Source organism: Bradyrhizobium sp. CCGB01, assembly GCF_024199795.1.
Classification (GTDB): domain Bacteria; phylum Pseudomonadota; class Alphaproteobacteria; order Rhizobiales; family Xanthobacteraceae; genus Bradyrhizobium.
On record NZ_JANADK010000001.1, the window covers coordinates 6,765,880 to 6,788,142 of the forward strand.

The window sequence follows — 22,263 nt, forward strand, 5'->3', positions numbered from 1 at the left end:
GTGCTGCGTCTTCTGTCGTTTGCCCTGTTTCTCGCGATCTGGTGGACCGCCGCGCTGTTCGTCGGCGGCGCAAAGCTGCCCTCCCCGCCGGCCGTGCTCAACGTCATCATCGCCGAGGCATCGAGCGGCGCGCTGTTCCTGCATCTCGGCGCCACGCTCGCCCGCGTCGCGCTTGCCTTCGTGCTGGCGATGTCGCTCGGCAGCGCCATCGGTTACCTGATGGGACGGGTGAAGCTCGCCGACCGGCTTTGCGATCCCTGGCTGATCCTGCTCCTGAACCTGCCGGCACTGGTCGTGATCGTGCTGGCCTATATCTGGGCGGGGCTGACCGAGGCAGCCGCAATTGCCGCGATCGCCATCAACAAGCTGCCAACCGCCATCGTCACCTTGCGCGAGGGCACGCGCGCGCTCGACCGTTCGCTCGACGAGATGGCAACCGTGTTCGCAATGCCGCGCTGGCGCGCGTTCCGCCATGTCGTGCTGCCGCAGCTTGCACCCTATATCGCGGCATCTGCCCGCTCCGGATTGTCGCTGGTGTGGAAGATTGTGCTGGTCGCCGAACTGCTGGGACGGCCGAACGGCGTCGGCTTCGAGATCGGGGTCGCCTTCCAGCTGTTCGACACGCCGCGGCTGCTCGCCTATTCCCTGACATTCGCCGCCGTCGTGCTCGTCATCGAAACCTTGCTGGTGCAGCCGTTCGAAGCCCGCGCAACACGGTGGCGGCCCCGTGCGGCTTGAGGTCGAGATATCGGGCAAGACGTTCCGGAGCGTCGCGGGCGAAACCCACGAGGTGCTGGCGCCGGTCAAATTCTCACTTCAGTCCGGCGAGGTCGGCGTGCTCATCGGCCCCTCCGGCTGCGGCAAGAGCACGATGCTGCGCATCATCCTCGGGCTCGACCGCGATTTTCGCGGGACCGTGGCACGGCCACCGGAAGTGCGGATCGGGATGGTGTTCCAGGAGCCGCGGCTGTTGCCGTGGCGCTCGGTCGAACAGAATGTGCGGCTTGCGGCTCCTGATATCTCCGCGGCAAAACTGTCGGAGCTGTTCAGGATCCTGGAGCTCGACGCACATCGCAGCCACTTTCCGGGCGAATTGTCGCTGGGCCTGGCCCGGCGCGTTGCACTTGCCCGCGCCTTCGCGGTCGAGCCCGATCTGCTCGTGCTCGACGAGCCCCTCGCCTCGCTCGACGACGCGCTCGCCGGCCGCTTGCGCGACGAGATCGCGACGCTGGTGGCGAGCCGTCCGGTGATGACGTTGCTCGTCACCCACAGCCTGGATGATGCGATCCGTCTCGGCGACCGCCTGTTCTTCCTGTCGCCGCGGCCGGCGCGCATCCTGGCCGAGGTACCCATCGGCATCCCGCGCGAGGCACGCGACGACGCCGCGATCGCCGCGATCAAGGCCGGACTTGCGCAGCGAGCCCAGGGTGAACAGGGCGGCGAACGCTCCGGGCGGGATGTCTCATAGGCAACCGCGCGGCGCGTGTGCTAAACAGGCCGGTAGCGGAGCCTGACGATGAGACGAACCGTTGCTCTGACGACGCTTGGCTTCGCGTTCGTCGCGACCATGGCGAGCGCTCAGGACATGATGCGTGACGTCGACCTCACCTCACCCGCCATGGTCTCCGCTGAAATGAGCCGGCAGGAAGTCGAGGCCGTGCTGGCCAAAACGGGCGCCGGCGTGCCCGCCGACTTCACCGGCACGCGCTTGTCGGGACTCGATCTCTCGGGGCTCGACCTTTCCGGGGTGGTGCTTCGCACGGCACGTCTCAACAAGACCAAACTCGGCGGCGCCCGCCTTGATCGAGCGATCCTCGATCAGGCGTGGCTGCTCGACGCGGATCTCACGGGGGCAAGCCTGAAGGGCGCCAACCTGTTCGCTGCGCAGATGGCGCGCGCTCGCCTCGACGGCGCTGATCTCACCGGAGCGCGCATCGCGGCCGATCTCAGCGGCGCGAGCCTGGTCGGCGCCTCGATCGCCGACGCGCATCTCGGCGCCGACATGCGCAACCAGTCGATGGGGTTGATGCGCGCCGTGCTGCGATCGGCCAATCTCGAACGGTTGAACGCGCGCAACGCCGACCTGTCGCGCGTCGATCTCGAGTTTGCCTCCCTCAGGGGAGCCGACCTGACCGGGGCGTCGCTCCGGAACGCCCAGCTCGGCGGCGCCGACCTGACCGGGGCAACCGTCATCGACACCGATTTCGAGGGCGCCGACCTCACCTCCGCCAAGCTGATTGCACCGATCGGCCTTGACCGCGCCAAGAATTTCGACAAGGCAAAGAACCGCGAGCGCCTGATCAGGCAATAACGGCGTCGCCTTGGGAGGACGATTTGATGCGTTGGACTCTGGTGTTGATCGCGGTGCTGGCGTTTGCCGGCGAAGCCGCCGCGCAAGGCAAAGGCAAGGGCATCCGGCTCTGGAATTTGACGACGGAGACCATCTCCGGCTTCCAGCTCTCGCCGGCCGGCAAGACCGACTGGGGACCGAACCAGTGCCTGAACGACAAGGACAAGGAGGTCGATCACGACGAGCGGCTGCGCATCACCGGCGTCGAGCCCGGCCGCTACGACGCCAAGGTCAGCTATCCCAACGCGCGGCAGTGCGTCGTCCGCGACATCGAGATCAGGGCCGATGCGGTGTTCTCGATCGCCGACAAGGATCTGAAAGACTGTACCAAGTAGCGCGGGCGCTTCACGCCTTGTCGTTCGGGTGCGGATATTCGCAGCGCCACCGCACCGCCTGCCACTTCGGATGGTCGCCGACCCATTGCGCGATATAGGGTGGCGCGGCCATCGCGCATTGCCGCGGCGACCCCGCATAGTTGAACACCAGATGCTGCTCCTCGCAGGTCGCAGGCGAGAGCACCGCACACACAGTCACCACCAGGTCAATCGGATTCATGCCGGGATCCTCTCGCAAGGGCGATAGAGATTAGCACGAAAGGTTACGCTTCGCGGAGCGGGAAGTTTCAATTTGGTGGGAGATAATGGGAGGAACCGTGGGCCACACACTGACTGCCTTCTCCTCGTGGGGGAGAAGATGCACCTCCGTCGCGGTAACACACCCGGTCTAGAAGTTAACCCCGAACACCAATCGCGCCTGGTGCCGCTCGAAATTGACGAGGTCGAGATTGGCGCTCGATCCGGCCGGACGTCCCCAGGCCTGCATGCTCCAGCTTAACGTGAGCCGCGACTTCTCCGAGAGCTGGAAATACGCGGTCGGACCGATGAACAAGGCCTGGCCTGAAAACTCGCCGAGACCGATGCCGTCATATTGCCGGAAGTATCGCATCTCCCCGCCGAGCAGAAAATTGGGGCGCACGCGCACCATGCCGGCGAAGGCCGCGCCGACGGTCGAGCTCTTTTCCGACACGCCCGCGACCTCGAAGCGAGCCCATTCCGGCTGGTAGATCAGATTGAGCGCCGCGATGGCGTAGTTCGGGATCAGCTCGCGATCGAAGGCGAGCGTGAAGTCGGTGCCGTACATCCGCCCTTTCGCGCCGCTGGTCTCGTCGATGCGGTCGCCATGGAGCTCGGCGGCGACAGTCAGGCCAAATGGCGCGCGCTCGCGGTCGAGCAGGCGATAGCGCAGGTCGAGCGATGCGCCCTGAAAATTGAACTGGCGGCGATCGTCGATGTCGGGGACGCCGGTGATGTCGTGCAGCGTGGCGGTGCCGCCGACCTCGATGCGGAAGTTCGGCAACGGCACCACCTCGATCTCGACCTCCTGCGCCAAGGCGCGATAGGTCCCGCCGCCCTTGCCGAAACGCCCCGTGGTCTGGCTTTGAAATTCGCGCTCGCCGGGATTGCCGACATCGGTGCCGATCATGAAGCCGAAGATATGCTCGGTATCAAAGCCCTCTTCGGCGCTGGCGCACGCCGGTGCAAGCGCGATGCTGCAGGCGGCTATGGTCCAGAATGTATGGGCTCTCGCGCGCATCCCTGACACTACCACGGCTTCGACGGCGTTTGCCATCGAAGCCGCGGCAGGTCGTCAGTCTTACTTGCGCGAAGCGCAGGCGTACATGTTGATTTCCATGCCGACCGGCACTTCCACGATCTTCGGAGCTTTCCAAGCCATTCGGGGTCTCCCAAGGGATTGAGCGCGACATCGCGCGGGGCAAAACCTAGGGCTGCGTCAGGCACAGCGCAAGCGGGGAATCGAACCGCCGACACAGCGAACTGTCGCATCGCGCTCACGAATTTCTCTCTCGGGCAAACCGTCTTCGCTCCCAGTCAAGCGCAGCTGATTTCACCGCAACAATCGCAGCAGCGCGCGGCCGGCGCGCGAGTTCAGCTCCTTCGCATCCAGCGTTCCATCCTTGTCGGGATTCGCCGCGTTGAAGCGCTGCTCCACCACCGCGAGATATTCGTCGAGCGTGAGAGTCCCGTCGCGATCAGGATCGGCGGCCGCGAGTTCTTTCGCCGTTAACCGTCCGCGCAATTCGCGGGCGTCGAGCGTGCCGTCGCGATCGGGATCGAGCCTGGCGAACAACGCGCTGGCAGCCTTCTTCACTTCGGCGAGATCGAGCGTGCCGTCATTGTCGGTATCGAACATCTTTACGGCGTTGCCGGAGGCCGCACATGCCGGGCCGGACAGCAGTGCAAGCGTGAGTGCAAGCGCAACAGAGCGACGCGATATCATGAAAACCTCCCTGACCAAGGGCTCCGATTCGAGCCGGTTCGAAACGACATAAGTCCACAAGCGAGCCGCGGTTCAAGTCCGGACTTGCATCTTGCGCGCCGCACAACTCGCGGAACCCGACGGCCCGAGCGCGGCAGCCCGTGCCGGCGCTGCTTCATGCCGCGGAATTTTTTCAGCGCCTGCGCACAAGTGAGAGCCGCCCGTAAGGTCTCCGTCAGGTAACCGGCATCGGGCGCCCAGCATATCGGCGTCGCAATTACGACTTTCGTATTGACGAGTTTTGCGTTCGGGCGGAGTGTTGCTGTCGCAGCGTCAAAAGGCGCGCATATTGGGAGGAACGGATGAAACGCTTTGCGATGGCCGCGAGCCTCGTCATGCTTGCATCGACTTGTGCGAGCGCACAAACCACCGAGCAACTGGTCAAGGGCGCGACCGATACATCGAACGTTCTCAATTACGGGATGGGCTACAATCTCCAGCGCTTCTCGACGCTGAACCAGATCAACAAGGACACCGTCAAGAATCTCGTCCCGGTCTGGAACTACAGCTTCAACGATGATCGCAGCGAGGAATCGCAACCCCTGGTATACAATGGCGTCATCTATGTGACCTCCCACAACGCCACGATGGCGGTCGATGCCAAGACGGGCAAGCAGATCTGGAAATCCAAGGTCGAGTATCCTGCCGAGACGCCGCGCATCGTCTGCTGCGGCATCATCAACCGCGGCGCCGCGCTCTATGACGGCAAAGTCTTCCGCACCACGCTCGACGCCAACGTGATCGCGCTCGATGCCAAGGACGGCAAGGAGCTGTGGCGGCAGAAGGCCGCCGACATCAAGGAAGGCTATTCGATGACGGTGGCGCCGCTGGTCGCCGACGGTGTCGTGATCACCGGCATCTCGGGCGCCGAGTTCGGCACCCGCGGCTTCATCGACGGCTGGGATCCGGCAACGGGCAAGCATCTGTGGCGCACCCATTCGATCCCCTCGCCGGACGAGCCCGGCGGCGACACCTGGAAGGGCGACACCTGGAAGCTCGGCGGCGGCTCGACCTGGATCACGGGCTCGTACGATCCCGAGCTGAACACGGTCTATTGGGGCATCGGCAATCCCGGCCCGTTCAATTCGGCGGTGCGCCCCGGCGACAACCTCTACACCTGCTCCGTGCTGGCGATGGATCCCAAGACCGGCAAGATCAAGTGGCACTACCAGTTCTCGCCGAACAACCCGTTCGACTATGACGCCGTGGCCGAGATGGTCCTCGCCGACATGAACGTCGAGGGCAAGCCGACCAAGGTGCTGATGGATGCCAACCGCAACGGCTTCTTCTACGTGCTCGACCGCACCAACGGAAAGCTGCTCGCGGCCAATCCCTACGTGAAGGTGAACTGGGCAACCGGCGTCGACATGAAGACGGGCAAGCCGATCGAGACCGACGTTTCCAAGGATGCGCGCGAGGGCAAGAAGGTGATCGTCTATCCGTCGATCCTCGGCGGCAAGAACTGGGAGCCGATGTCGTTCAATCCGCAGACCGGATTGGCCTACGCCAACACGCTCGCCTTCGGCGGCAAGTACAAGTCGGAGCCCGTCACCTTCAAGCAGGGCGAATGGTATCTCGGCATGGACCTGACCGATCCTTGGGAGTTCGGGGACGGCGCGCGCGGCCATCTGAAGGCGATCGATCCCATGACCGGCAAGGCCAAGTGGGAGGCACCGGCCGACATTCCGCGCTTCTCCGGCGTGCTGTCGACCGCGGGCGGCGTCGTGTTCACGGGCGCGCTGACCGGCGAGTTCGAGGCCTTCGATGCCGACACCGGCAAGAAGCTCTGGCAGTTCCAGACCGGCTCCGGCATCGAGGGACAACCGGTGACCTGGCAGCAGGATGGCGTGCAATACGTTGCCGTCACCTCCGGCTATGGCGGCGTCTACTCGCTGTTCTCCGGCGACGAGCGGCTTGCCAAGGTGCCGCCCGGCGGCTCGCTGTGGGTTTTTGCGGTCAAGCAGTAACCCCGGCGCGATGCGGAAAGACGTATCTCACAAGACGGTGGCGACGATCGCCACCGTCGCGGTGCTGACGGTCGCGCTTGCGGCGACCGTTCGTGCCGCGGACGACGCAACCGGCAATCCCCTTCAGGCGCAGATCGACCATGGTAAGTCGACCTATGCCTCGAAATGCTCGCACTGCCACGGCCCCAATCTGATGAACTCCGGCACCATCACGCCGGACCTGCGCGCCTTCCCCGACGACAAGATGCGCTTCGTCACCACCGTGAAGAACGGCAAGAACAACAAGATGCCGCCCTGGGCCGACATTCTCAACGACGACCAGATCGCGGATCTCTGGGCCTTCGTCTCCAGCCGGAGAAAGCCATGAGGAGCTGGCTCGCTGCGTGGAGTGTTGCCGCGATCCTCGCGGCGGCGACGGTCGCCCGCGCGGCCGACGATCCGCTCAAAGTATGTCTCGACGAGGACCGACCGCCGCTCTCGGTGCATCTGCGGGGCAAGCCGGATTCCGGCTTCGACGTGCTGCTGGCACAGGCGATCGCGGAGCGGATGGGAAGGCCGCTGAAAATCCAGTGGTTCGAGAGCAAGCTGGACGAGGATTCCAGTCCGCAGCTCGAGGCCAACGCCCTGCTCTCCGACGGGCGCTGCTCGCTGGTCGGCGGCTATGCGCTGACGACGGATTCTCTCGTCAAGCCTGGCATGAAGACGGCACGCTTGCCGGCTTTCTCCGGGGCCACGCGTGACGACCGGCGCCGCCGCGTCGCCGTCGGCGTGCTCGCGCCGAGCCAGCCCTATGTTTACTCGCCGATGACAGTCGTGCTCGGGCCGAAGGCGCGGGGTCGCAAGATCGGCGACATCGGCGACCTCGCCGGCCTTCGCCTCGCGATCGAGAGCGGCTCGCTGGGCGATGCCATCCTGATGACCTTCGACAAGGGCCGCCTGATCGACGGCATCACCCATCTCGTTCCCGGCCGCGACGATCTCCTCGGCGCGCTCCAGCGCGGCGACTATGACGCGACGCTGATCGACCTCGGCCGCTTCGACGCCCACCGCGCCGCACATCCCGATACGGCAATTACCGCGTCCGGCTATTACTATCCGATCGGCGCCAATCGCGGCTATGTCGGGCTTGCCAGCGATCCCGCGCTGATCGATGCCGTCAACTCCGCGCTGACCGGCCTTGCTGCCGAAGGCAAGATCGCCGAATTCGGCAAGCAGGCCGGCCTCACCTATTTGCCGCCGCGCGAGCCTGCGATCTTGGGCGATGTCTGGATGAAGATCATTCAGCGGTGACGCCTGTCATTTGCGGGGCGCCCGCAGGGCGAGCCCGGGATCCATTTCTCCGCAGCACATGCGGCCCGATGGATTCCGGGCCTGCGTGCTGCGCGCGCATCCCGGAATGACGGAGGGTGCGGTTGGCAACGGAGCGCGTCACCATCGATTCGCCTGGCGGCACCGCGAACCGTATGATGCCCCGCATTTCATTTCGACCATTCGGTGCGCCGTGAATTCCCCGACCGCATCCGCCGCAGGCCTGCGCGATCTTCTCTCCCGCGAGATCAAGACGGGCGAACTGCTGCGGGCGCTGATCGTCGTCGGCCCGATGGTCGTCGCCTATTTCATCTCGCGCGAGACGGCGCTGTTGAATCTCGGGTTGGTCGCAGTCTCATTGCTCATTCCAGCCCTCAGGCTGCACCTGCCGCCAAAAGTCGTCGCGTGGCATTACCTCGTCATCATCGTTACCTTCGCTACGCTGTTCCTCGCGAGCCCGATCAAGCCGGCCTTCGTGGCGCTGACGGCGCTCGCCGGCTTCCTTGCTGTGGCCGGGACGCGCTATGGCGAGCATTTCCGCACGCTTGGCAATTGGGTGTTCATCCCCGCCGTCTACCTCGCCTGCGAGGTGCGGGAGGGCGTGAGCGCCTCGGAAGCCGTCCGTCACGCCGGCGTGATCATCGCCTCCTCCCCGATCGCGCTGGCGCTCGTCTGCGCTATCCAATTTTACGACCAGCGGCGAAGTGACAATGCGGCGACTTCGTTCGGACCGCCCGCGGCCGAGTGGTTTCTGCCCGCGGTAGCAACCGCCATGGCGGTCTTTGCGGCAGCGGCGCTGGTCGAGATCCTCGACCTTGCGCAGGGGCAATGGGTGATGTGGTCGGCCGCGAGCGTCGTGGTCGGCGATCTCTCCGCGTCCACCGGCAAGTTGAGACAGCGGGCGATCGGCGCCTTCGTCGGCGTGCCGCTCGGCTTCCTCGCGGGCCTTACCCTGCCGCAAAGCCGCGTCGGCTATGCCATCGCGGTGCTGGCGGCTACCCTCACCCTGATCTCGTTCTCACGCTATGTCGTCGGCTTCGGCCTGCGCTGCTTCTTCATCGCGCTGGCTGCGTCCTTTGCCGGCGGCGCAAGCGGCATCGCGGAGGAGCGCATCGTCAACGTGCTGATCGGCGGTACTTTTGGCCTCATCGCCGTCGCCCTGACCGAGATCGTCTGGCTTCGGGTCATGCGCAAGCCGTGATCGTCCGGGTAACGGAAAATGAAGGCCGCGCCGCCTGATCAATGCGCCAATCTGTCTCGCCTCCCGACCATGGCAGCGCCAGCCCGATGCAGTAGGTTCGGCCAAAATCAGGAGGGAATCATGTCCGCCAAATTCGATCGCCGCCACTTCATCGCCGCCGGTACCACTGCACTCGCGATGCCCTTCGTCGCGCGCGGCGCCTCGGCGCAAAGCACCTGGCCCTCGCGGCAAATCCGCATGATCTGCAGCTATCCCGCCGGCGGACAGACCGACCTGCTCGCGCGCGCCTATGGCGAATTCATCTCCAAGCAGGTCGGCAAGACCGTCGTCGTCGAGAACAAGCCCGGTGCCTCCGGCGCGATCGGCACCGCGGAAGTGGCCCGCGCGGAGCCCGACGGCCACACCATCCTGTGCTCGATCTCGACCACCTACATCATGAACCGGGTGGTCATGAAGAATCCCGGCTACGACATGGACAAGGATCTGACGCTCGTGAGCGTCATTCCGGGCGCCGGCCTTCTGCTGGTCGCGAACCCCAAGACCGGCGTCAAGACGCTGGAGGATTTCGTCGCCTTCGCGCGCAAGAGCGGCAAGGTCAACTTCGGCACCTACAGCGCGGGCTCGGCCCCGCACATGACGATCAACGAGCTCAACAAGCAGTATGGCCTTTCCATCGAGCCGGTTCACTACCGCGGCGAAGCACCGATGTGGACGGGGATGCTGGAAGGCACGCTCGATGCCGCGATGGGCAGCTACACGGCGGCGCAATCGGTCCTGCAAAGCGACCGGGGCACGGACTTCGCCGTGCATTCGAAGAAGGTGGACGCGATCCCGGCCATCAAGACGCTCCCCGAGCAGGGCGCGACGTCAAAATTCTTCACCGTGAGCGGCTTCTCCGGCTGGGCGGTGCCGAAGGCGACGCCGCAGCCGGTCGTCGACCGGCTGGCCGAGCTATGCGTTGCCGCCAACAGCGATCCGAAGGTGAAGGAGGTGCTCGCGACCTTCGTGCTCGAGCCGGCGATCGGCTTCAAGGAGACCAACGCACTGTATCAGCGCGAGCTCCCGATCTGGATCGAGAGCGCAAAGTCGCTCGGTCTCGAGCCGGCCTGAACGTGACGCGGCACACGGGCTGTCCCATCGCAGCCCGGCGTCCTACCAAAGCCTAGTGTCGGAAACGCATTTTCCGGCTATGATTGTGCGCCGCTTCCGGAAGCCCTCTCCGGGGCGAACGAGAAGGGCCGCTCGCATGACACCGGATGGCGTCGCCGTAGCCGTCATGATCATCCTGCTCTTTCCGATGGGCTATTTCACGTTGGCCTCGCCGGCCTTCCTGCTGGTGAAGCTCGATATTCAGCCCGTCGCCCAGCTATTGCGCGGGATGTTCAACGCCCATTTTCTGGTGATGCGCATTGCCGGCGTGATCGGGACGCTGGCTTTCCTCCTCGACGGCCGCCTGGTCGCCGCAACGGGCGTCGGCCTGCTCACAGCCCTGGCCATCTGGGGACGCCGCTGGTTCATGCAACGGATGGACGACCAGCTCAGCGCGAGAGACGCCGGCGATGCTGAAGCCCCGCGTCGACTGCGGTGGCTGCATTGGAGCGGAATGCTGGGCAACGCGGTGCTGCTCGTCGCTCTCGTGACCAGCATTCCCTACGTCGCCATATCGGCCTGAGAGGTATCGCCGCGCGGCGGCCTGCGTCGGCTGCGGCGCGGCGTTCGCCTAATGCTCGCCCGAGGCCGTAGTGCCCTGCTGGGCCTTGTGGATCGAGGACGGCACCACGCCAAAATATTTCCGGAACACGCGGCTGAAATGCGATGAGCTGGAGAAGCCCCAGGAGAAGGCGACGTCGGTGATGGTCTTGCCGCCGTGCGCCTCGAGCTCCTGGCGGCAGTTCTGCAAGCGCGCCTGCCAGATGTAATCGCTCACCGTGGTGCCGCGCTCGGAGAACAGCATGTGCAGATAGCGCTTGGAGCAGCCTAGCTCGGCGGAGATCTGGTCGATGCACAGATCCGGATCGCGCAGGTGCTCGCGGATGAAGAATTGCGCGCGCACATACATCGCCTCGGGCCCCACGCGATCGAACATCGTGTCCGCTTCGCGCAACGGCAGCAGCAGGAGGTCGATCAGCGAATCGGCAACACCGACCGCGCTGTTCGCCGACAGCTTGGCCGCCTCGTCGAAGGTGGCATGGACGAAATCGTGGGCGATCCTCCCCGTCCCGGTCTTTGCCGACAATTTGCAGGCCGGCATCCGCTGCGACGGGAATCCGCGGTCGCGCAGCAAAGCCTTCGGCACGATCACCACGTCGTGGCGGGTGAAGGCGGGGCTGATGATCGAATGCGGACAGGAGACGTCATAGGCGATGATGTCGCCCGGGTTCAGCTCGATGTGGCGGCCTTCCTGCTCGAAATAGGACACGCCGTAGGTCTGGAAGTGAATCTTGATGTACGGGTGTTCATTGGCCTTGGCGCGCGCCAGCGTGTGCGCGATGCGATGCTGGCTGACCTCGATCTGGCAGAGCTTCAGGCGCGAGACGCTGGTGTAGTCGATGCGGCCTTCGAGCGAGGATGCCTCGAGCGGATCGACGTCGAAATGCCCGCACAGGCTCGTCAGCCCGTCGATCCAGCTCTGGATCTGACGCTTCGGCGTCAGTCCGGTCGTCGAGAGCGTGTGAATTGTGTCGGACATTAATCCAGCCACTGTGGTTGCATCCGGAGATTCGACGCGAATCGCGACCAGCGCTGCCGGAGCCCTCAGCCATGATTGCGTGACGTTTACCTCGAAATTGAGCGGTCTTTGCAACGAGCGCGATCGTTCCATTGCCACCCTTGACAGTTAATCCTCCGCCTTAGTTGCAGCGCCGTCAAGGGGAACCTGAGCCTCGAAGCCGGTCGCGAAGCCCCGCGGAAGCCGCTGAATTCGCTACTGCAAAATCAAAATCTTCGCATCCGTGCGCTGTCGAGCAAAGCGGCTTCTCTCTTGGGCAAGTTTCCCGATGACGAAGTCGTTAGGGATTGCGACAGGAACAAGAAGAACGGGCCGCTCCTGCACGTGGACCCGTAGCTCTCATCCGGAGGAGGAAACAGCACAGCATCGTTTCTGGTCCCAATCGTGACCGCCCTGCACGAGCAGACGCCGGACGAGAAGCCCGGTGATTTAGCAATGCTTCGGAAACAATAAAACGAGACCAACGGAGGAATGACTATGCGCAAGGTGCTAATGGCGACCTATCTTGGCTCCGCGGCGATGCTCGCCGTCGGCAGCGCGTCAGCCAATGACGAGCTGATCAAGATGTCGCAGAACCCCAAAGACTGGGTGATGCCGGCGGGCGACTACGCCAATACCCGCTATTCCAAGCTGAATCAGATCAACGCACAAAACGTAGGCAAGCTCCAGGTCGCCTGGACCTTCTCCACCGGCGTGCTGCGCGGCCACGAAGGCGGCCCGCTGATCATCGGCAACATGATGTACGTCCACACGCCGTTCCCGAACAAGGTCTACGCTATTGACCTTTCAAACGAGAACAAGATCGTCTGGAAGTACGAGCCGAAGCAGGATCCGAACGTCATCCCGGTGATGTGCTGCGATACGGTTAACCGCGGCCTGTCCTACGGCGACGGCAAGATCATCCTGCATCAGGCCGACACCAACCTCGTCGCGCTCGACGCCAAGACCGGCAAGGTCGAGTGGTCGTCGACGAACGGCAACCCTGCCAAGGGCGAGACCGGTACGTCGGCCGCGCTGGTCGTCAAGGACAAGGTCCTGGTCGGCATCTCCGGCGGCGAGTTCGGCGTGCAGTGTCACGTCACCGCTTACGACCTCAAGAGCGGCAAGCAGGTCTGGCGCGCCTTCTCGGAAGGTCCGGATGACCAGATCAAGGTCGATCCGGCCAAGACGACGTCGCTCGGCAAGCCGGTCGGAGCCGACTCCTCGCTGAAGACCTGGCAAGGCGATCAGTGGAAGATCGGCGGCGGCTGCACCTGGGGCTGGATGTCCTACGATCCCGCTCTGAACCTCGTGTATTACGGGTCGGGCAACCCCTCGACCTGGAATCCGAAGCAGCGTCCGGGCGACAACAAGTGGTCGATGACCATTTTCGCGCGCGACGCGGACACCGGCATGGCCAAGTGGGTCTATCAGATGACGCCCCACGACGAGTGGGACTATGACGGCGTCAACGAGATGATCCTCTCGGATCAGCAGATCAACGGCCAGCCGCGCAAGTTGCTGACCCATTTCGACCGTAACGGCCTCGCCTACACGATGGACCGTGAGAACGGCGAACTGCTGGTCGCCGAAAAGTACGATCCGAAGGTGAACTGGACCTCCGGCGTCGACATGGACAAGAACTCGGCGACCTATGGCCGTCCGAAGGTGCTCGACGCAGCGTCGACCGACAAGGCCGGCGAAGACCACAACGTGAAGGGCATCTGCCCGGCCGCGCTCGGTACCAAGGACGAGCAGCCGGCAGCCTACTCGCCGGACACGCAGCTGTTCTACGTTCCGACCAACCACGTCTGCATGGACTACGAGCCGTTCAAGGTGAGCTACACCGCGGGCCAGCCCTATGTGGGTGCGACGCTCTCGATGTATCCGCCGCAGGGTGAAACCCACATGGGTAACTTCATCGCCTGGGACGGCAAGACCGGCAAGATCGTCTGGTCGAACAAGGAGCAGTTCTCGGTCTGGTCGGGTGCGCTCGCAACCGCCGGCGGCGTGGTGTTCTACGGCACGCTCGAAGGCTACCTGAAGGCGGTCGATGCCAAGTCCGGCAAGGAGCTCTACAAGTTCAAGACTCCCTCCGGCATCATCGGCAACGTCACGACCTATGAGAACGGCGGCAAGCAGTATGTCGCAGTGCTCTCCGGCGTGGGCGGCTGGGCCGGCATCGGTCTGGCAGCAGGTCTGACCGATCCGACCGCCGGTCTCGGCGCAGTCGGTGGCTACGCGGCTCTCAGCAACTACACGGCACTCGGCGGTACGCTGACCGTGTTCTCGCTGCCGGCGAACTAGCCTCACCTTCGTGTCGCTCCGGCGCGTGGATCAACTCCACGCGCCGGCTCGTCTCCACCGAACGCCTTCGAGGATATTCTCTTGCGTAAAATCTGCTTTGCCATTGCTGCGATGATCTTCGTTGCGTCCGGCGGAATTGCCGTTGCGGACGGTCCGGGCGACCCGACCGCCGTCAAGAAGGAAGACGACGGAAAATGGCTCGATAAGGAAGGAAACCCGACCTACAAGATTTCGGCCGACGGCACCGTGGACTGGTTCACCTATTCCGGATATCGCCGCTATCACTCCGACTGCCACGTCTGCCATGGCCCCGACGGCATGGGATCGACCTACGCACCGGCGTTGAAGGATTCGGTCAAGACCATGAGCTATGGCGACTTCCTCGGCGTCGTCGCCTCCGGTCGCAAGAACATCTCGACCGCGCAGGAGAACGTCATGCCGGCCTTCGGCGACAACCCCAACGTCGCCTGCTACATGGACGATCTCTACGTCTATCTGCGCGCCCGCTCCGACGAGGCGTGGGGCCGGCAACGCCCCTCCAAGAAGGAGGAGAAGAACGAGGTCTACACCAAGGCGGAAGACGCCTGCATGGGCAAGAAATGAACGTTACGAGGGCTGCCGGTACTACCTCTTGGCGTCCTGCGAGAATTTGAGGAGTTTACGATGAAGACACGTGCCGCCGTCGCTTTCGAAGCGAAGAAACCACTCGAGATCGTCGAAGTCGATCTGGAAGGACCGAAGGCAGGCGAAGTCCTGGTCGAGATCAAGGCGACGGGCATCTGCCATACTGATGCCTACACGCTCGACGGCTTCGACAGTGAGGGAATTTTCCCGTCAATCCTGGGCCATGAGGGCGCCGGGATCATCCGCGAAATCGGCCCCGGCGTGAGCTCGGTGAAGCCGGGCGACCACGTCATCCCGCTCTACACGCCGGAGTGCCGGCAGTGCAAAAGCTGCCTGAGCCAGAAGACCAATCTCTGCACCGCGATCCGCGCGACGCAGGGCAAGGGCGTGATGCCCGACGGCACCAGCCGCTTCTCCTACAAGGGCAAGCCGGTCTACCACTACATGGGCTGCTCGACCTTCTCGAACTTCACCGTGCTGCCCGAGATCGCGGTCGCCAAGATCCGCGAGGACGCGCCGTTCGACAAGAGCTGCTACATCGGCTGCGGCGTCACCACCGGCGTTGGCGCCGTCGTCAACACCGCCAAGGTCACGCCGGGATCCAACGTGGTCGTGTTCGGCCTCGGCGGCATCGGCCTCAACGTGATCCAGGGCGCCAAGATGGCCGGCGCCGACAAGATCATCGGCGTCGACATCAACGATGCCAAGGAGGATTGGGGCCGCCGGTTCGGCATGACCGAGTTCGTCAACCCGAAGAAGGTCACCGGCGACATCGTCGCGCATCTGGTCAACCTGACCGACGGTGGTGCCGACTACACCTTCGATTGCACCGGCAACACCACGGTGATGCGCCAGGCGCTGGAAGCCTGCCATCGCGGCTGGGGCACCTCGATCATCATCGGCGTTGCCGAATCCGGCAAAGAGATCGCCACCCGCCCGTTCCAGCTCGTCACCGGGCGCAACTGGCGCGGCACGGCCTTCGGCGGCGCACGCGGCCGCACCGACGTGCCCAAGATCGTCGACTGGTACATGAACGGAAAGATCCAGATCGATCCGATGATCACCCACGTGCTCAAGCTCGAGGAGATCAACAAGGGTTTTGACCTCATGCACGAGGGCAAATCCATCCGTTCAGTCGTCGTGTTCTAGCTCGAAAGCGTCACACCCAAGGAGGATCGAACCATGACTGTTGCACTCCATCCCTCGATCGACAACGGCGTCAAGCAAGGCAGCGGCAGCTTTGCCGGCGGCACGCTGGCCTGCAAATGCAAGGACCATCAGGTCAAGGTCGGCATCAAGGGCGACGTCGCCCACAATCACGCTTGCGGCTGCACCAAGTGCTGGAAGCCGCAGGGCGCGAACTTCTCGGTCGTCGCCGTGGTGCCACGGCAGAACGTGACCGTGCTCGAGAACGGCGACAAGCTCCAGATCGTCGATCCCTCGGCGGTGATCCAGCGCTACGCCTGCAAGGCCTGCGGCACGCATATGTATGGCCGCATCGAGAACAAGGGCCATCCCTTCTACGGCCTCGACTTCATCCATCCCGAGCTGTTCCAGGAACAGGGCTCGCAGGCGCCGCAATTCGCCGCCTTCGTCTCCTCCGTGATCGAATCCGGCGTGAAGCCGGAGCAGATGGCGGGCATCCGTTCGCGGCTGAAGGAAATCGGGCTCGAGCCCTATGACTGCCTGTCGCCGGCGCTGATGGACGCGATCGCGACCCACGTGGCGAAAGCCAAGGCCGCCTGACCAAGGCAGCCAGACCTTCGCCGTGCCCCGTCCGCCCGCTGGCCGCAACCAGCGCCGGCGAGCCGGACGGGGACCGGCCCCAACTGATCGCGGCGATGCCGCCGCTTCGCACGACGCAGATGCGAGGACCATGAACTCCTCAGTCCTGGTCTCTGAATGACTGCGCAGTGCCGCCCACTTCCCCCTCGAAGTCCGCGCCTCTGCGCTTCTCCCTCCCTCGACTGAGGCATCCTGCTTCGTCCGTGCAGTCTCTGCCGGACGAAGCATTTTTCGTCGTGCACCTTCCGCGAGCACGGGGGCATGATGCCGCGCCCTGCTTTTGACAAACCTTGGTTGCAATCTTTTCCCGTCAAGAACACCCGGCTGTGAACGCCGGGCCGAGGCGATCTCTGTTACGATCGCGTCGCGACGATGCCGCGAAGTTCAATCAATCAAGAACAAGACCGGGAGGTATCGAGCACATCCGGACATTGCGATGCGCATTCCAGCCGCCCGCCGGGATTTGCCTGCGCGGGCGAACGGCGGGGATGCGGACGTGACGACGCATGGACCACTGCGCCGGCCGATGGCGGCGCGTTCAAAATCACAAGCTTATGAAGAGCGAGGGACGATCATGATCAAGGTAAAGATCAACGGCCAGGAACAGAGCTGGGACGGCGACCCGGATCTCCCGCTACTCTGGTTCCTGCGTGACGAGGCCGGGCTGACCGGCACCAAGTTCGGCTGCGGCCAGGCCCTGTGCGGCGCCTGCACCGTCATCGTCGACAAGGAGGCCGTGCGCTCCTGCATCACGTCGATCAACGACGTGGCCGGCCGCGAGGTCACGACGATCGAGGGGCTGCATCCGAATGGCGATCACCCGGTGCAGAAGGCCTGGCGCCAGGTCAACGTCCCCCAATGCGGTTTCTGCCAGGCCGGCCAGATCATGCAGGCCGCCGCGTTGCTGATGGAGAACCCGAAGCCGTCTCATGATCAGATCCGCGAGGCGATGGCCGGCAACATCTGCCGCTGCGGCTGCTACCAGCGCATCGAGAACGCAGTCCATCTCGCATCGACGGGAGTGTGACATGAATTTCATCGACAACCCCAGGAAGCTTCACAGCTTCGAGAAGACCATTCGGGTCGAGAAGGTCTCGCGCCGCAGTATCCTGAAGGGGCTCGGCGTCACCGGCGGCTTCGTGCTCGCCGCCCCCGTGATGTCGCGCCAGGCCTTCGCCTATGAGACTGGCGCCGGCAAGATGCCGCACGGCGTCGTGGTCGATCCGCGCGTCTTCGTCGCGGTCGCGCCGGACGGCACCGTCACCATCCTCGCCCATCGCGCCGAAATGGGCACCGGCGTGCGCACCAGCCTGCCCCTGATCGTGGCCGAGGAGATGGAGGCCGACTGGTCGAGGGTCAAGGTGGAGCAGGCCCACGGCGACGAGGTGAAGTTCGGCAACCAGGACACCGACGGCTCCCGCAGCACGCGGCATTATCTGATCCCGATGCGCCAGATCGGCGCCTCCGCCCGCACCATGCTGGAGCAGGCCGCGGCGAAGCGCTGGGGCGTGCCAGCGACCGAGGTCAAGGCCGTCAACCACGAGGTCGTCCACAGCGCGACCAGCCGCAAGCTCGGCTTCGGCGAGCTCGCTGCGGACGCAGCCAAGGAATCGGTGCCGAGCATCGAAGGCCTCAAGCTGAAGGACCCCAAGGACTTCCGTTATCTCGGCAAGGGCAAGGTCGGCATCGTTGACCTCCACGACATCACCACCGGCAAGGCGCGTTACGGCGCCGACGTGCGTTTGCCCGGAATGAAGTATGCCGTGATCGCGCGCCCGCCGGTGACGGGCGGCAAGCTGGTCTCGTTCGATCCCGAAGCGGCGCTGAAGGTCCCCGGCGTCGAGAAGGTGATGCAGGTGCGCGGCTGGCCGTGGCCGTCGAAATTCCAGCCGCTCGGCGGCGTCGCGGTGATCGCGCGCAATACCGGCGCGGCGATCAAGGGCCGCGACGCGCTGAAGCTGACCTGGGACGACGGCGCCAACGGCAAATACGACTCCGTCGCCTATCGCAAGGAGCTCGAGGAAGCCTCGCGCAAGCCGGGCCTCGTCGTCCGCCAGGAGGGCGACGCAGACGCTGCCCTGAAGGGCGCCGATAAGGTCGTGGTCGGCGAATACTATCTGCCGCACCTTGCCCATGTCAGCATGGAGCCGCCGGTGGCGGTCGCCGACGTCAAGGGTGACAAGGCGGAGATCTGGGCACCGGTGCAGAGCCCCGGCGGCACCCGCGAGGACGTCGCCAAGACGCTCGGAATTCCCGAGGGCAACGTCACCGTCAACGTCACGCTGCTCGGCGGCGGCTTCGGGCGCAAGTCGAAATGCGACTTTGCGCTCGAGGCGGCGCTGCTGTCGAAGGAGCTCGGCGCGCCGGTGAAGGTGCAATGGACGCGCGAGGACGACGTCCGTCACGACTTCCTGCACACCGTCTCGGTCGAGCGGATCGAGGCAGGCCTCGACAAGAGTGGCAAGGTGATCGCCTGGCGCCATCGCAGCGTGGCGCCGACCATCGCCTCGACCTTCGCCGCGGGGGCAAAGAACCAGGCCCCCTTCGAGCTCGGCATGGGCCTCGTCGACATGCCGTTCGAGATCGCCAACATCTCCTGCGAGAACCCGGAAGCCGCGGCGTTCACCCGCATCGGCTGGTTCCGTTCGGTCTCCAACATCCCGCGGGCCTTCGCGGTGCAGTCGATGGTCGGCGAGATCGCGCATGCGACCGGGCGCGACCAGAAGGAGACGCTGCTCGCCCTGATCGGCAGCCCGCGGATCGTCAAGCCCGCGGTGAAGGACATGTGGAACTACGGCGAGCCCTTCGACAGCTACCCGATCGACACCGCGCGCCTGCGCAAGGTGGTCGAGCTGGTTGCCGAGAAGGGCGAATGGGGCCGCCAGGTGCCGAAGGGCCACGGTCTCGGCATCGCCGTGCACCGCAGCTTCGTCAGCTACATCGCGACCATCGTCGAGGTGGCTGTCGACGAGAAGGGCAAGCTGACGGTGCCGCGGGTCGACACCGCGATCGACTGCGGCACCTATGTCAACCCCGAACGCATCGCCTCGCAGATCGAGGGCGCGGCGATCATGGGGCTGAGCGTCGCCAAATACGGCGCGGTCACCTTCAAGGACGGCAAGGTGGAGCAGAAGAACTTCGACGACTTCCAGGTTCTCAGGATGGATGAATCTCCTCTTGTCACCAACGTCTACATCGTCCCGCCCGGACCCGACACGCCGCCGAGCGGCGTCGGCGAGCCCGGTGTTCCGCCGTTCGCGCCCGCGCTGATGAACGCGATCTTCGCGGCGACCGGAAAGCGCATCCGCAACCTTCCGCTCGGCAAGCAATTGGAGGCGTAGGAAGCGGGAACATAAGACGGCCTCGCGCCGTTTCCATCGATCTGACAGGAGCAGATCGATGATCAACATCTCAAAGGCGCTCGCAGTCTCGTTGCTGTCGGGCGCCTTTTCTTTGACCGCCGTGAGCGTCCACGCACAAAGCAACACGACGCCCCCGACCACCGCGACGCGCCCCGCCGCGCCGGACCAGAACTCGCTCCCCAACGCTGCCGCTCCGCCCGCCTCGACCACCCAGACCACCGGGCAGAGCAACACCGATCCGAAGGTTCAGGAAATGAACCAGAAGGAGAAGGACAAGGTGGACCGGCAGGGGAAGTAGTAATTCGGCACACCGCCGAAGCGCATCGATGTGCCCTCTCCCCTCGTGGGAGAGGGCAGCGACGTTGGCTGCTACGACCTCACTTGGGTGAGGGGTCTGTCTCCGCGGATAGAGACCTCTGATCCGGCGCTTCGCGCCACCTGCTTCCACAAGGGGAAAAGGGCAGCGCACGCAAAATGCGGCGGACGTTGCCGTCCGCCGCATTTGCCCCCTCACCGCTCCGCTTCCTTCGATCCGCCCGCGGAGCTTATTTCTTCAGCGCGAACACCCAGATGACGCCGCCCTGCGGCACATTGGACTCAATGCCGATATTGTTGGTCACGAGCGCATCCTGGATGCGCTGCGCGTCGACGCCCCATCCGGACTGGATCGCGATGTATTGCGTGCCATCGATCTCATAGGACGACGGCATGCCCATGATGCCGGAGTTGGTCTTCTGCTCCCACAACAGTTCGCCGGTCTTGGCGTTGAAGGCGCGGAAGTTGCGGTCGTTGGTGCCGCCGACAAAGACGAGGTCGCCTGCGGTCGCCGTCACCGAGCCGAACAGCTGCGACTTCGGGAAGTTGTGCTGCCACACCTTCTTGCCGGTGACCGGATCCCAGGCCTGGAGCTCGCCGAAATGATCCGCGCCGGGCTTGGTCTTCAGGCCGATGTCTTCCGGCTTGGTGCCAAGCCAGAGCTCGCCCGGCTTGAGCGGAAGCTTCTCGCCGGTGAAGCCGCCGCAGAAATTCTCGTTGGCGGGCACGTAGACGAGCTTGGTCCGCTCGCTGTAGGCCGCAGACGGCCAGTCCTTGCCGCCCCACAGCGACGGGCAGAACTCGACGCGCTTGCCGACAACCGGCTTATGGGCAGGATCGACGATCGGCTTGCCGGTCTCGTCGATGCCCTTCCAGACGTCGGTCGAGACGAACGGCCAGCCGGCGACGTAATTGATCTTGGTCGGTGTGCGCTCGAGCACCCAGAAGATCGCGTCGCGGCCCGGATGGATCAAGCTCTTGATGTTGCGGCCGTCGCGTTGCAGATCGACCAGGATCGGCGCTTCGACCTCGTCCCAGTCCCAGGAATCGTTCTGGTGATACTGGTGATAGGTCTTAATCTTGCCGTTGCTGGGATCGAGCGCGAGCACCGACGAGGTGTAGAGATTGTCGCCGGGGTGCATCTCACCGGGCCACGGCGCGGCGTTGCCGACGCCCCAATAGATCGTCTTGGTGTCCTTGTCGTAATTGCCGGTCATCCAGGCCGAGCCGCCGCCGTTCTTCCAGTCATCGCCCTGCCAGGTATCGTGACCGGGCTCGCCCTCGCCTGGAATGGTGTAGGTCCGCCACAGCTCCTTGCCGTCCTTGGCATCGAACGCAGCGACATAGCCGCGCACGCCGAACTCGCCGCCGGAGCCGCCGACGATGACCTTGCCGTCGACGACCAGCGGCATCAGGGTCATGTACTGGCCCTTCTTGTAATCCTGCACCTTGGTGTCCCACACCACCTTGCCGGTCTTGGCGTCGAGTGCCACGACATGGTCGTCAGTGGTGGCAAGATAGAGCTTGTCCTCCCAGAGGCCGACACCGCGGCTGGTCGGATGCAACTGGAACAGATCGTCGGGGAGCTGCCGCTTGTAGCGCCAGTACTCGTCGCCAGTCTTCGCGTTCAGCGCGATCACCTGTCCCATCGGGGTCGCTACGAACATCACGCCGTTGTTGACGATCGGCGGCGCCTCGTGGCCTTCGACCACGCCGGTGGCAAAGGTCCAGACCGGCGTGAGGTTCTTCACGTTCGAGGTGTTGATCTGGTCGAGCGGGCTATAGCCCTGCCCGTCATAGGTGCGCCGATAGAGCATCCAGTTGCTCGGTTCCGGATTTTCCAACCGTTGCGCGGTGACCGGAGAATAATTCTCGATCGGGCCGGCGCTGGCGGCGGTCGAGGCAAGACACGTAAAGGCGACGAAGCCGGACAGTAACCATTGCTTCCTGGTCATGGACGTATTCCCCTTTTTCATCCGTTTGAATTCTTGATTTGAATT

Annotated in this window: 23 protein-coding genes; 17 read left to right on the forward strand and 6 right to left on the reverse strand. The window is 64.3% G+C overall.

Annotated elements, in window-relative coordinates; all coding sequences use genetic code 11:
- Genes NLM25_RS31685 through NLM25_RS31700 form a run of 4 tightly spaced genes read left to right on the forward strand, consistent with a single transcriptional unit; the run spans window position 1 to window position 2,685 of the window.
- Window positions 1-738 carry an ABC transporter permease gene (locus tag NLM25_RS31685; protein WP_254139629.1) on the forward strand — a complete coding sequence of 246 codons (738 nt, stop codon included), beginning with the start codon at window positions 1-3 and terminating at the stop codon, window positions 736-738.
- Complete coding sequence (locus tag NLM25_RS31690) at window positions 728-1,468, forward strand: ABC transporter ATP-binding protein (protein ID WP_254139630.1); 741 nt, start codon at window positions 728-730, stop codon at window positions 1,466-1,468. Before NLM25_RS31685 ends, NLM25_RS31690 begins: the two co-directional genes overlap by 11 nt.
- A 48-nt stretch (window positions 1,469-1,516) precedes the next feature.
- On the forward strand, window positions 1,517-2,311 hold the full coding sequence (locus tag NLM25_RS31695) for a pentapeptide repeat-containing protein (protein WP_254139631.1): 795 nt from the start codon (window positions 1,517-1,519) through the stop codon (window positions 2,309-2,311).
- A 26-nt stretch (window positions 2,312-2,337) separates the two neighbouring features.
- On the forward strand, window positions 2,338-2,685 hold the full coding sequence (locus tag NLM25_RS31700) for a hypothetical protein (RefSeq protein ID WP_254139632.1): 348 nt from the start codon (window positions 2,338-2,340) through the stop codon (window positions 2,683-2,685).
- 10 nt (window positions 2,686-2,695) lie between these two features.
- Here the strand turns inward: NLM25_RS31700 and NLM25_RS31705 are convergent, their stop codons facing one another.
- The 4 genes from NLM25_RS31705 to NLM25_RS31720 form a co-directional block, all read right to left on the reverse strand.
- Complete coding sequence (locus NLM25_RS31705; RefSeq protein WP_212488791.1) at window positions 2,696-2,905, reverse strand: hypothetical protein; 210 nt, start codon at window positions 2,903-2,905, stop codon at window positions 2,696-2,698.
- Between the two features lie 168 nt (window positions 2,906-3,073).
- On the reverse strand, window positions 3,074-3,979 hold the full coding sequence (locus NLM25_RS31710) for a hypothetical protein (protein ID WP_254139633.1): 906 nt from the start codon (window positions 3,977-3,979) through the stop codon (window positions 3,074-3,076).
- A 24-nt stretch (window positions 3,980-4,003) separates the two neighbouring features.
- Window positions 4,004-4,084 carry a pyrroloquinoline quinone precursor peptide PqqA gene (pqqA, locus tag NLM25_RS31715; RefSeq protein WP_008562446.1) on the reverse strand — a complete coding sequence of 27 codons (81 nt, stop codon included), beginning with the start codon at window positions 4,082-4,084 and terminating at the stop codon, window positions 4,004-4,006.
- A 171-nt stretch (window positions 4,085-4,255) separates the two neighbouring features.
- Entirely contained in the window at window positions 4,256-4,648 is a 393-nt protein-coding gene (locus NLM25_RS31720; protein ID WP_254139634.1) for an EF-hand domain-containing protein, read from the reverse strand.
- 341 nt (window positions 4,649-4,989) lie between these two features.
- Here NLM25_RS31720 and NLM25_RS31725 point away from each other — a divergent pair, with 341 nt between their 5' ends.
- The 6 genes from NLM25_RS31725 to NLM25_RS31750 all read left to right on the forward strand — a co-directional run bounded on the left by NLM25_RS31725 (window position 4,990) and on the right by NLM25_RS31750 (window position 10,835).
- The gene (locus NLM25_RS31725; protein ID WP_254121620.1) at window positions 4,990-6,654 is read left to right on the forward strand and encodes a methanol/ethanol family PQQ-dependent dehydrogenase; all 1,665 of its coding nucleotides are present in this window, start codon (window positions 4,990-4,992) and stop codon (window positions 6,652-6,654) included.
- Window positions 6,655-6,664: 10 nt separating this feature from the next.
- The gene (locus NLM25_RS31730) at window positions 6,665-7,021 is read left to right on the forward strand and encodes a cytochrome c (RefSeq protein ID WP_254139635.1); all 357 of its coding nucleotides are present in this window, start codon (window positions 6,665-6,667) and stop codon (window positions 7,019-7,021) included.
- Window positions 7,018-7,944 (forward strand): ABC transporter substrate-binding protein, encoded by a 927-nt coding sequence (locus tag NLM25_RS31735; RefSeq protein ID WP_254139636.1) that lies wholly within the window; start codon window positions 7,018-7,020, stop codon window positions 7,942-7,944. Before NLM25_RS31730 ends, NLM25_RS31735 begins: the two co-directional genes overlap by 4 nt.
- 211 nt (window positions 7,945-8,155) lie before the next feature.
- Window positions 8,156-9,163, forward strand: a complete 1,008-nt coding sequence (locus NLM25_RS31740) for an FUSC family protein (protein WP_254139637.1) — start codon at window positions 8,156-8,158, stop codon at window positions 9,161-9,163.
- A gap of 120 nt (window positions 9,164-9,283) precedes the next feature.
- On the forward strand, window positions 9,284-10,273 hold the full coding sequence (locus NLM25_RS31745) for a tripartite tricarboxylate transporter substrate binding protein (protein ID WP_254139638.1): 990 nt from the start codon (window positions 9,284-9,286) through the stop codon (window positions 10,271-10,273).
- 136 nt (window positions 10,274-10,409) lie between these two features.
- Complete coding sequence (locus NLM25_RS31750; RefSeq protein ID WP_254139639.1) at window positions 10,410-10,835, forward strand: hypothetical protein; 426 nt, start codon at window positions 10,410-10,412, stop codon at window positions 10,833-10,835.
- Window positions 10,836-10,883: 48 nt separating this feature from the next.
- On the opposite strand, the gene NLM25_RS31755 is transcribed toward NLM25_RS31750, so the two are convergent.
- Complete coding sequence (locus NLM25_RS31755; protein WP_254139640.1) at window positions 10,884-11,852, reverse strand: helix-turn-helix domain-containing protein; 969 nt, start codon at window positions 11,850-11,852, stop codon at window positions 10,884-10,886.
- A gap of 516 nt (window positions 11,853-12,368) precedes the next feature.
- Here NLM25_RS31755 and xoxF5 point away from each other — a divergent pair.
- The 7 genes from xoxF5 to NLM25_RS31790 all read left to right on the forward strand — a co-directional run bounded on the left by xoxF5 (window position 12,369) and on the right by NLM25_RS31790 (window position 20,246).
- Window positions 12,369-14,177: a lanthanide-dependent methanol dehydrogenase XoxF5 gene (xoxF5, locus tag NLM25_RS31760; RefSeq protein WP_254121627.1), complete on the forward strand. Its 1,809-nt coding sequence runs from the start codon at window positions 12,369-12,371 to the stop codon at window positions 14,175-14,177.
- A 111-nt stretch (window positions 14,178-14,288) separates the two neighbouring features.
- A complete protein-coding gene (locus tag NLM25_RS31765; RefSeq protein WP_254124510.1) occupies window positions 14,289-14,780 on the forward strand; it encodes a c-type cytochrome, methanol metabolism-related in 492 nt (163 codons plus the stop codon).
- Window positions 14,781-14,840: 60 nt separating this feature from the next.
- On the forward strand, window positions 14,841-15,950 hold the full coding sequence (locus tag NLM25_RS31770) for an S-(hydroxymethyl)glutathione dehydrogenase/class III alcohol dehydrogenase (protein ID WP_254121628.1): 1,110 nt from the start codon (window positions 14,841-14,843) through the stop codon (window positions 15,948-15,950).
- Window positions 15,951-15,983: 33 nt separating this feature from the next.
- The gene (gene gfa / locus NLM25_RS31775) at window positions 15,984-16,547 is read left to right on the forward strand and encodes an S-(hydroxymethyl)glutathione synthase (protein WP_254121629.1); all 564 of its coding nucleotides are present in this window, start codon (window positions 15,984-15,986) and stop codon (window positions 16,545-16,547) included.
- A gap of 613 nt (window positions 16,548-17,160) precedes the next feature.
- Window positions 17,161-17,613 carry a (2Fe-2S)-binding protein gene (locus NLM25_RS31780; RefSeq protein WP_014493612.1) on the forward strand — a complete coding sequence of 151 codons (453 nt, stop codon included), beginning with the start codon at window positions 17,161-17,163 and terminating at the stop codon, window positions 17,611-17,613.
- Window position 17,614: 1 nt separating this feature from the next.
- Window positions 17,615-19,927 carry a molybdopterin cofactor-binding domain-containing protein gene (locus NLM25_RS31785; RefSeq protein WP_254139641.1) on the forward strand — a complete coding sequence of 771 codons (2,313 nt, stop codon included), beginning with the start codon at window positions 17,615-17,617 and terminating at the stop codon, window positions 19,925-19,927.
- A 58-nt stretch (window positions 19,928-19,985) separates the two neighbouring features.
- Window positions 19,986-20,246 (forward strand): hypothetical protein, encoded by a 261-nt coding sequence (locus NLM25_RS31790; RefSeq protein WP_254121631.1) that lies wholly within the window; start codon window positions 19,986-19,988, stop codon window positions 20,244-20,246.
- A gap of 247 nt (window positions 20,247-20,493) precedes the next feature.
- Here the strand turns inward: NLM25_RS31790 and NLM25_RS31795 are convergent, their stop codons facing one another.
- On the reverse strand, window positions 20,494-22,218 hold the full coding sequence (locus NLM25_RS31795; RefSeq protein WP_254139642.1) for a methanol/ethanol family PQQ-dependent dehydrogenase: 1,725 nt from the start codon (window positions 22,216-22,218) through the stop codon (window positions 20,494-20,496).
- Window positions 22,219-22,263: the final 45 nt, after the last annotated feature.

What these genes read in the sequence shown, in the direction of transcription:
- NLM25_RS31700 (WP_254139632.1), top strand. Translation starts at nt 2,338, where the DNA reads ATGCGTTGGACTCTGGTGTTGATCGCGGTGCTGGCGTTTGCCGGCGAA.
- NLM25_RS31735 (WP_254139636.1), top strand. Translation starts at nt 7,018, where the DNA reads ATGAGGAGCTGGCTCGCTGCGTGGAGTGTTGCCGCGATCCTCGCGGCG.
- NLM25_RS31710 (WP_254139633.1), bottom strand. Translation starts at nt 3,979, where the DNA reads ATGGCAAACGCCGTCGAAGCCGTGGTAGTGTCAGGGATGCGCGCGAGA.
- NLM25_RS31755 (WP_254139640.1), bottom strand. Translation starts at nt 11,852, where the DNA reads ATGTCCGACACAATTCACACGCTCTCGACGACCGGACTGACGCCGAAG.
- NLM25_RS31730 (WP_254139635.1), top strand. Translation starts at nt 6,665, where the DNA reads ATGCGGAAAGACGTATCTCACAAGACGGTGGCGACGATCGCCACCGTC.
- NLM25_RS31705 (WP_212488791.1), bottom strand. Translation starts at nt 2,905, where the DNA reads ATGAATCCGATTGACCTGGTGGTGACTGTGTGTGCGGTGCTCTCGCCT.
- xoxF5 (WP_254121627.1), top strand. Translation starts at nt 12,369, where the DNA reads ATGCGCAAGGTGCTAATGGCGACCTATCTTGGCTCCGCGGCGATGCTC.
- NLM25_RS31720 (WP_254139634.1), bottom strand. Translation starts at nt 4,648, where the DNA reads ATGATATCGCGTCGCTCTGTTGCGCTTGCACTCACGCTTGCACTGCTG.
- pqqA (WP_008562446.1), bottom strand. Translation starts at nt 4,084, where the DNA reads ATGGCTTGGAAAGCTCCGAAGATCGTGGAAGTGCCGGTCGGCATGGAA.
- NLM25_RS31725 (WP_254121620.1), top strand. Translation starts at nt 4,990, where the DNA reads ATGAAACGCTTTGCGATGGCCGCGAGCCTCGTCATGCTTGCATCGACT.
- gfa (WP_254121629.1), top strand. Translation starts at nt 15,984, where the DNA reads ATGACTGTTGCACTCCATCCCTCGATCGACAACGGCGTCAAGCAAGGC.
- NLM25_RS31780 (WP_014493612.1), top strand. Translation starts at nt 17,161, where the DNA reads ATGATCAAGGTAAAGATCAACGGCCAGGAACAGAGCTGGGACGGCGAC.
- NLM25_RS31770 (WP_254121628.1), top strand. Translation starts at nt 14,841, where the DNA reads ATGAAGACACGTGCCGCCGTCGCTTTCGAAGCGAAGAAACCACTCGAG.
- NLM25_RS31745 (WP_254139638.1), top strand. Translation starts at nt 9,284, where the DNA reads ATGTCCGCCAAATTCGATCGCCGCCACTTCATCGCCGCCGGTACCACT.
- NLM25_RS31790 (WP_254121631.1), top strand. Translation starts at nt 19,986, where the DNA reads ATGATCAACATCTCAAAGGCGCTCGCAGTCTCGTTGCTGTCGGGCGCC.
- NLM25_RS31765 (WP_254124510.1), top strand. Translation starts at nt 14,289, where the DNA reads ATGATCTTCGTTGCGTCCGGCGGAATTGCCGTTGCGGACGGTCCGGGC.
- NLM25_RS31750 (WP_254139639.1), top strand. Translation starts at nt 10,410, where the DNA reads ATGACACCGGATGGCGTCGCCGTAGCCGTCATGATCATCCTGCTCTTT.
- NLM25_RS31785 (WP_254139641.1), top strand. Translation starts at nt 17,615, where the DNA reads ATGAATTTCATCGACAACCCCAGGAAGCTTCACAGCTTCGAGAAGACC.
- NLM25_RS31795 (WP_254139642.1), bottom strand. Translation starts at nt 22,218, where the DNA reads ATGACCAGGAAGCAATGGTTACTGTCCGGCTTCGTCGCCTTTACGTGT.
- NLM25_RS31695 (WP_254139631.1), top strand. Translation starts at nt 1,517, where the DNA reads ATGAGACGAACCGTTGCTCTGACGACGCTTGGCTTCGCGTTCGTCGCG.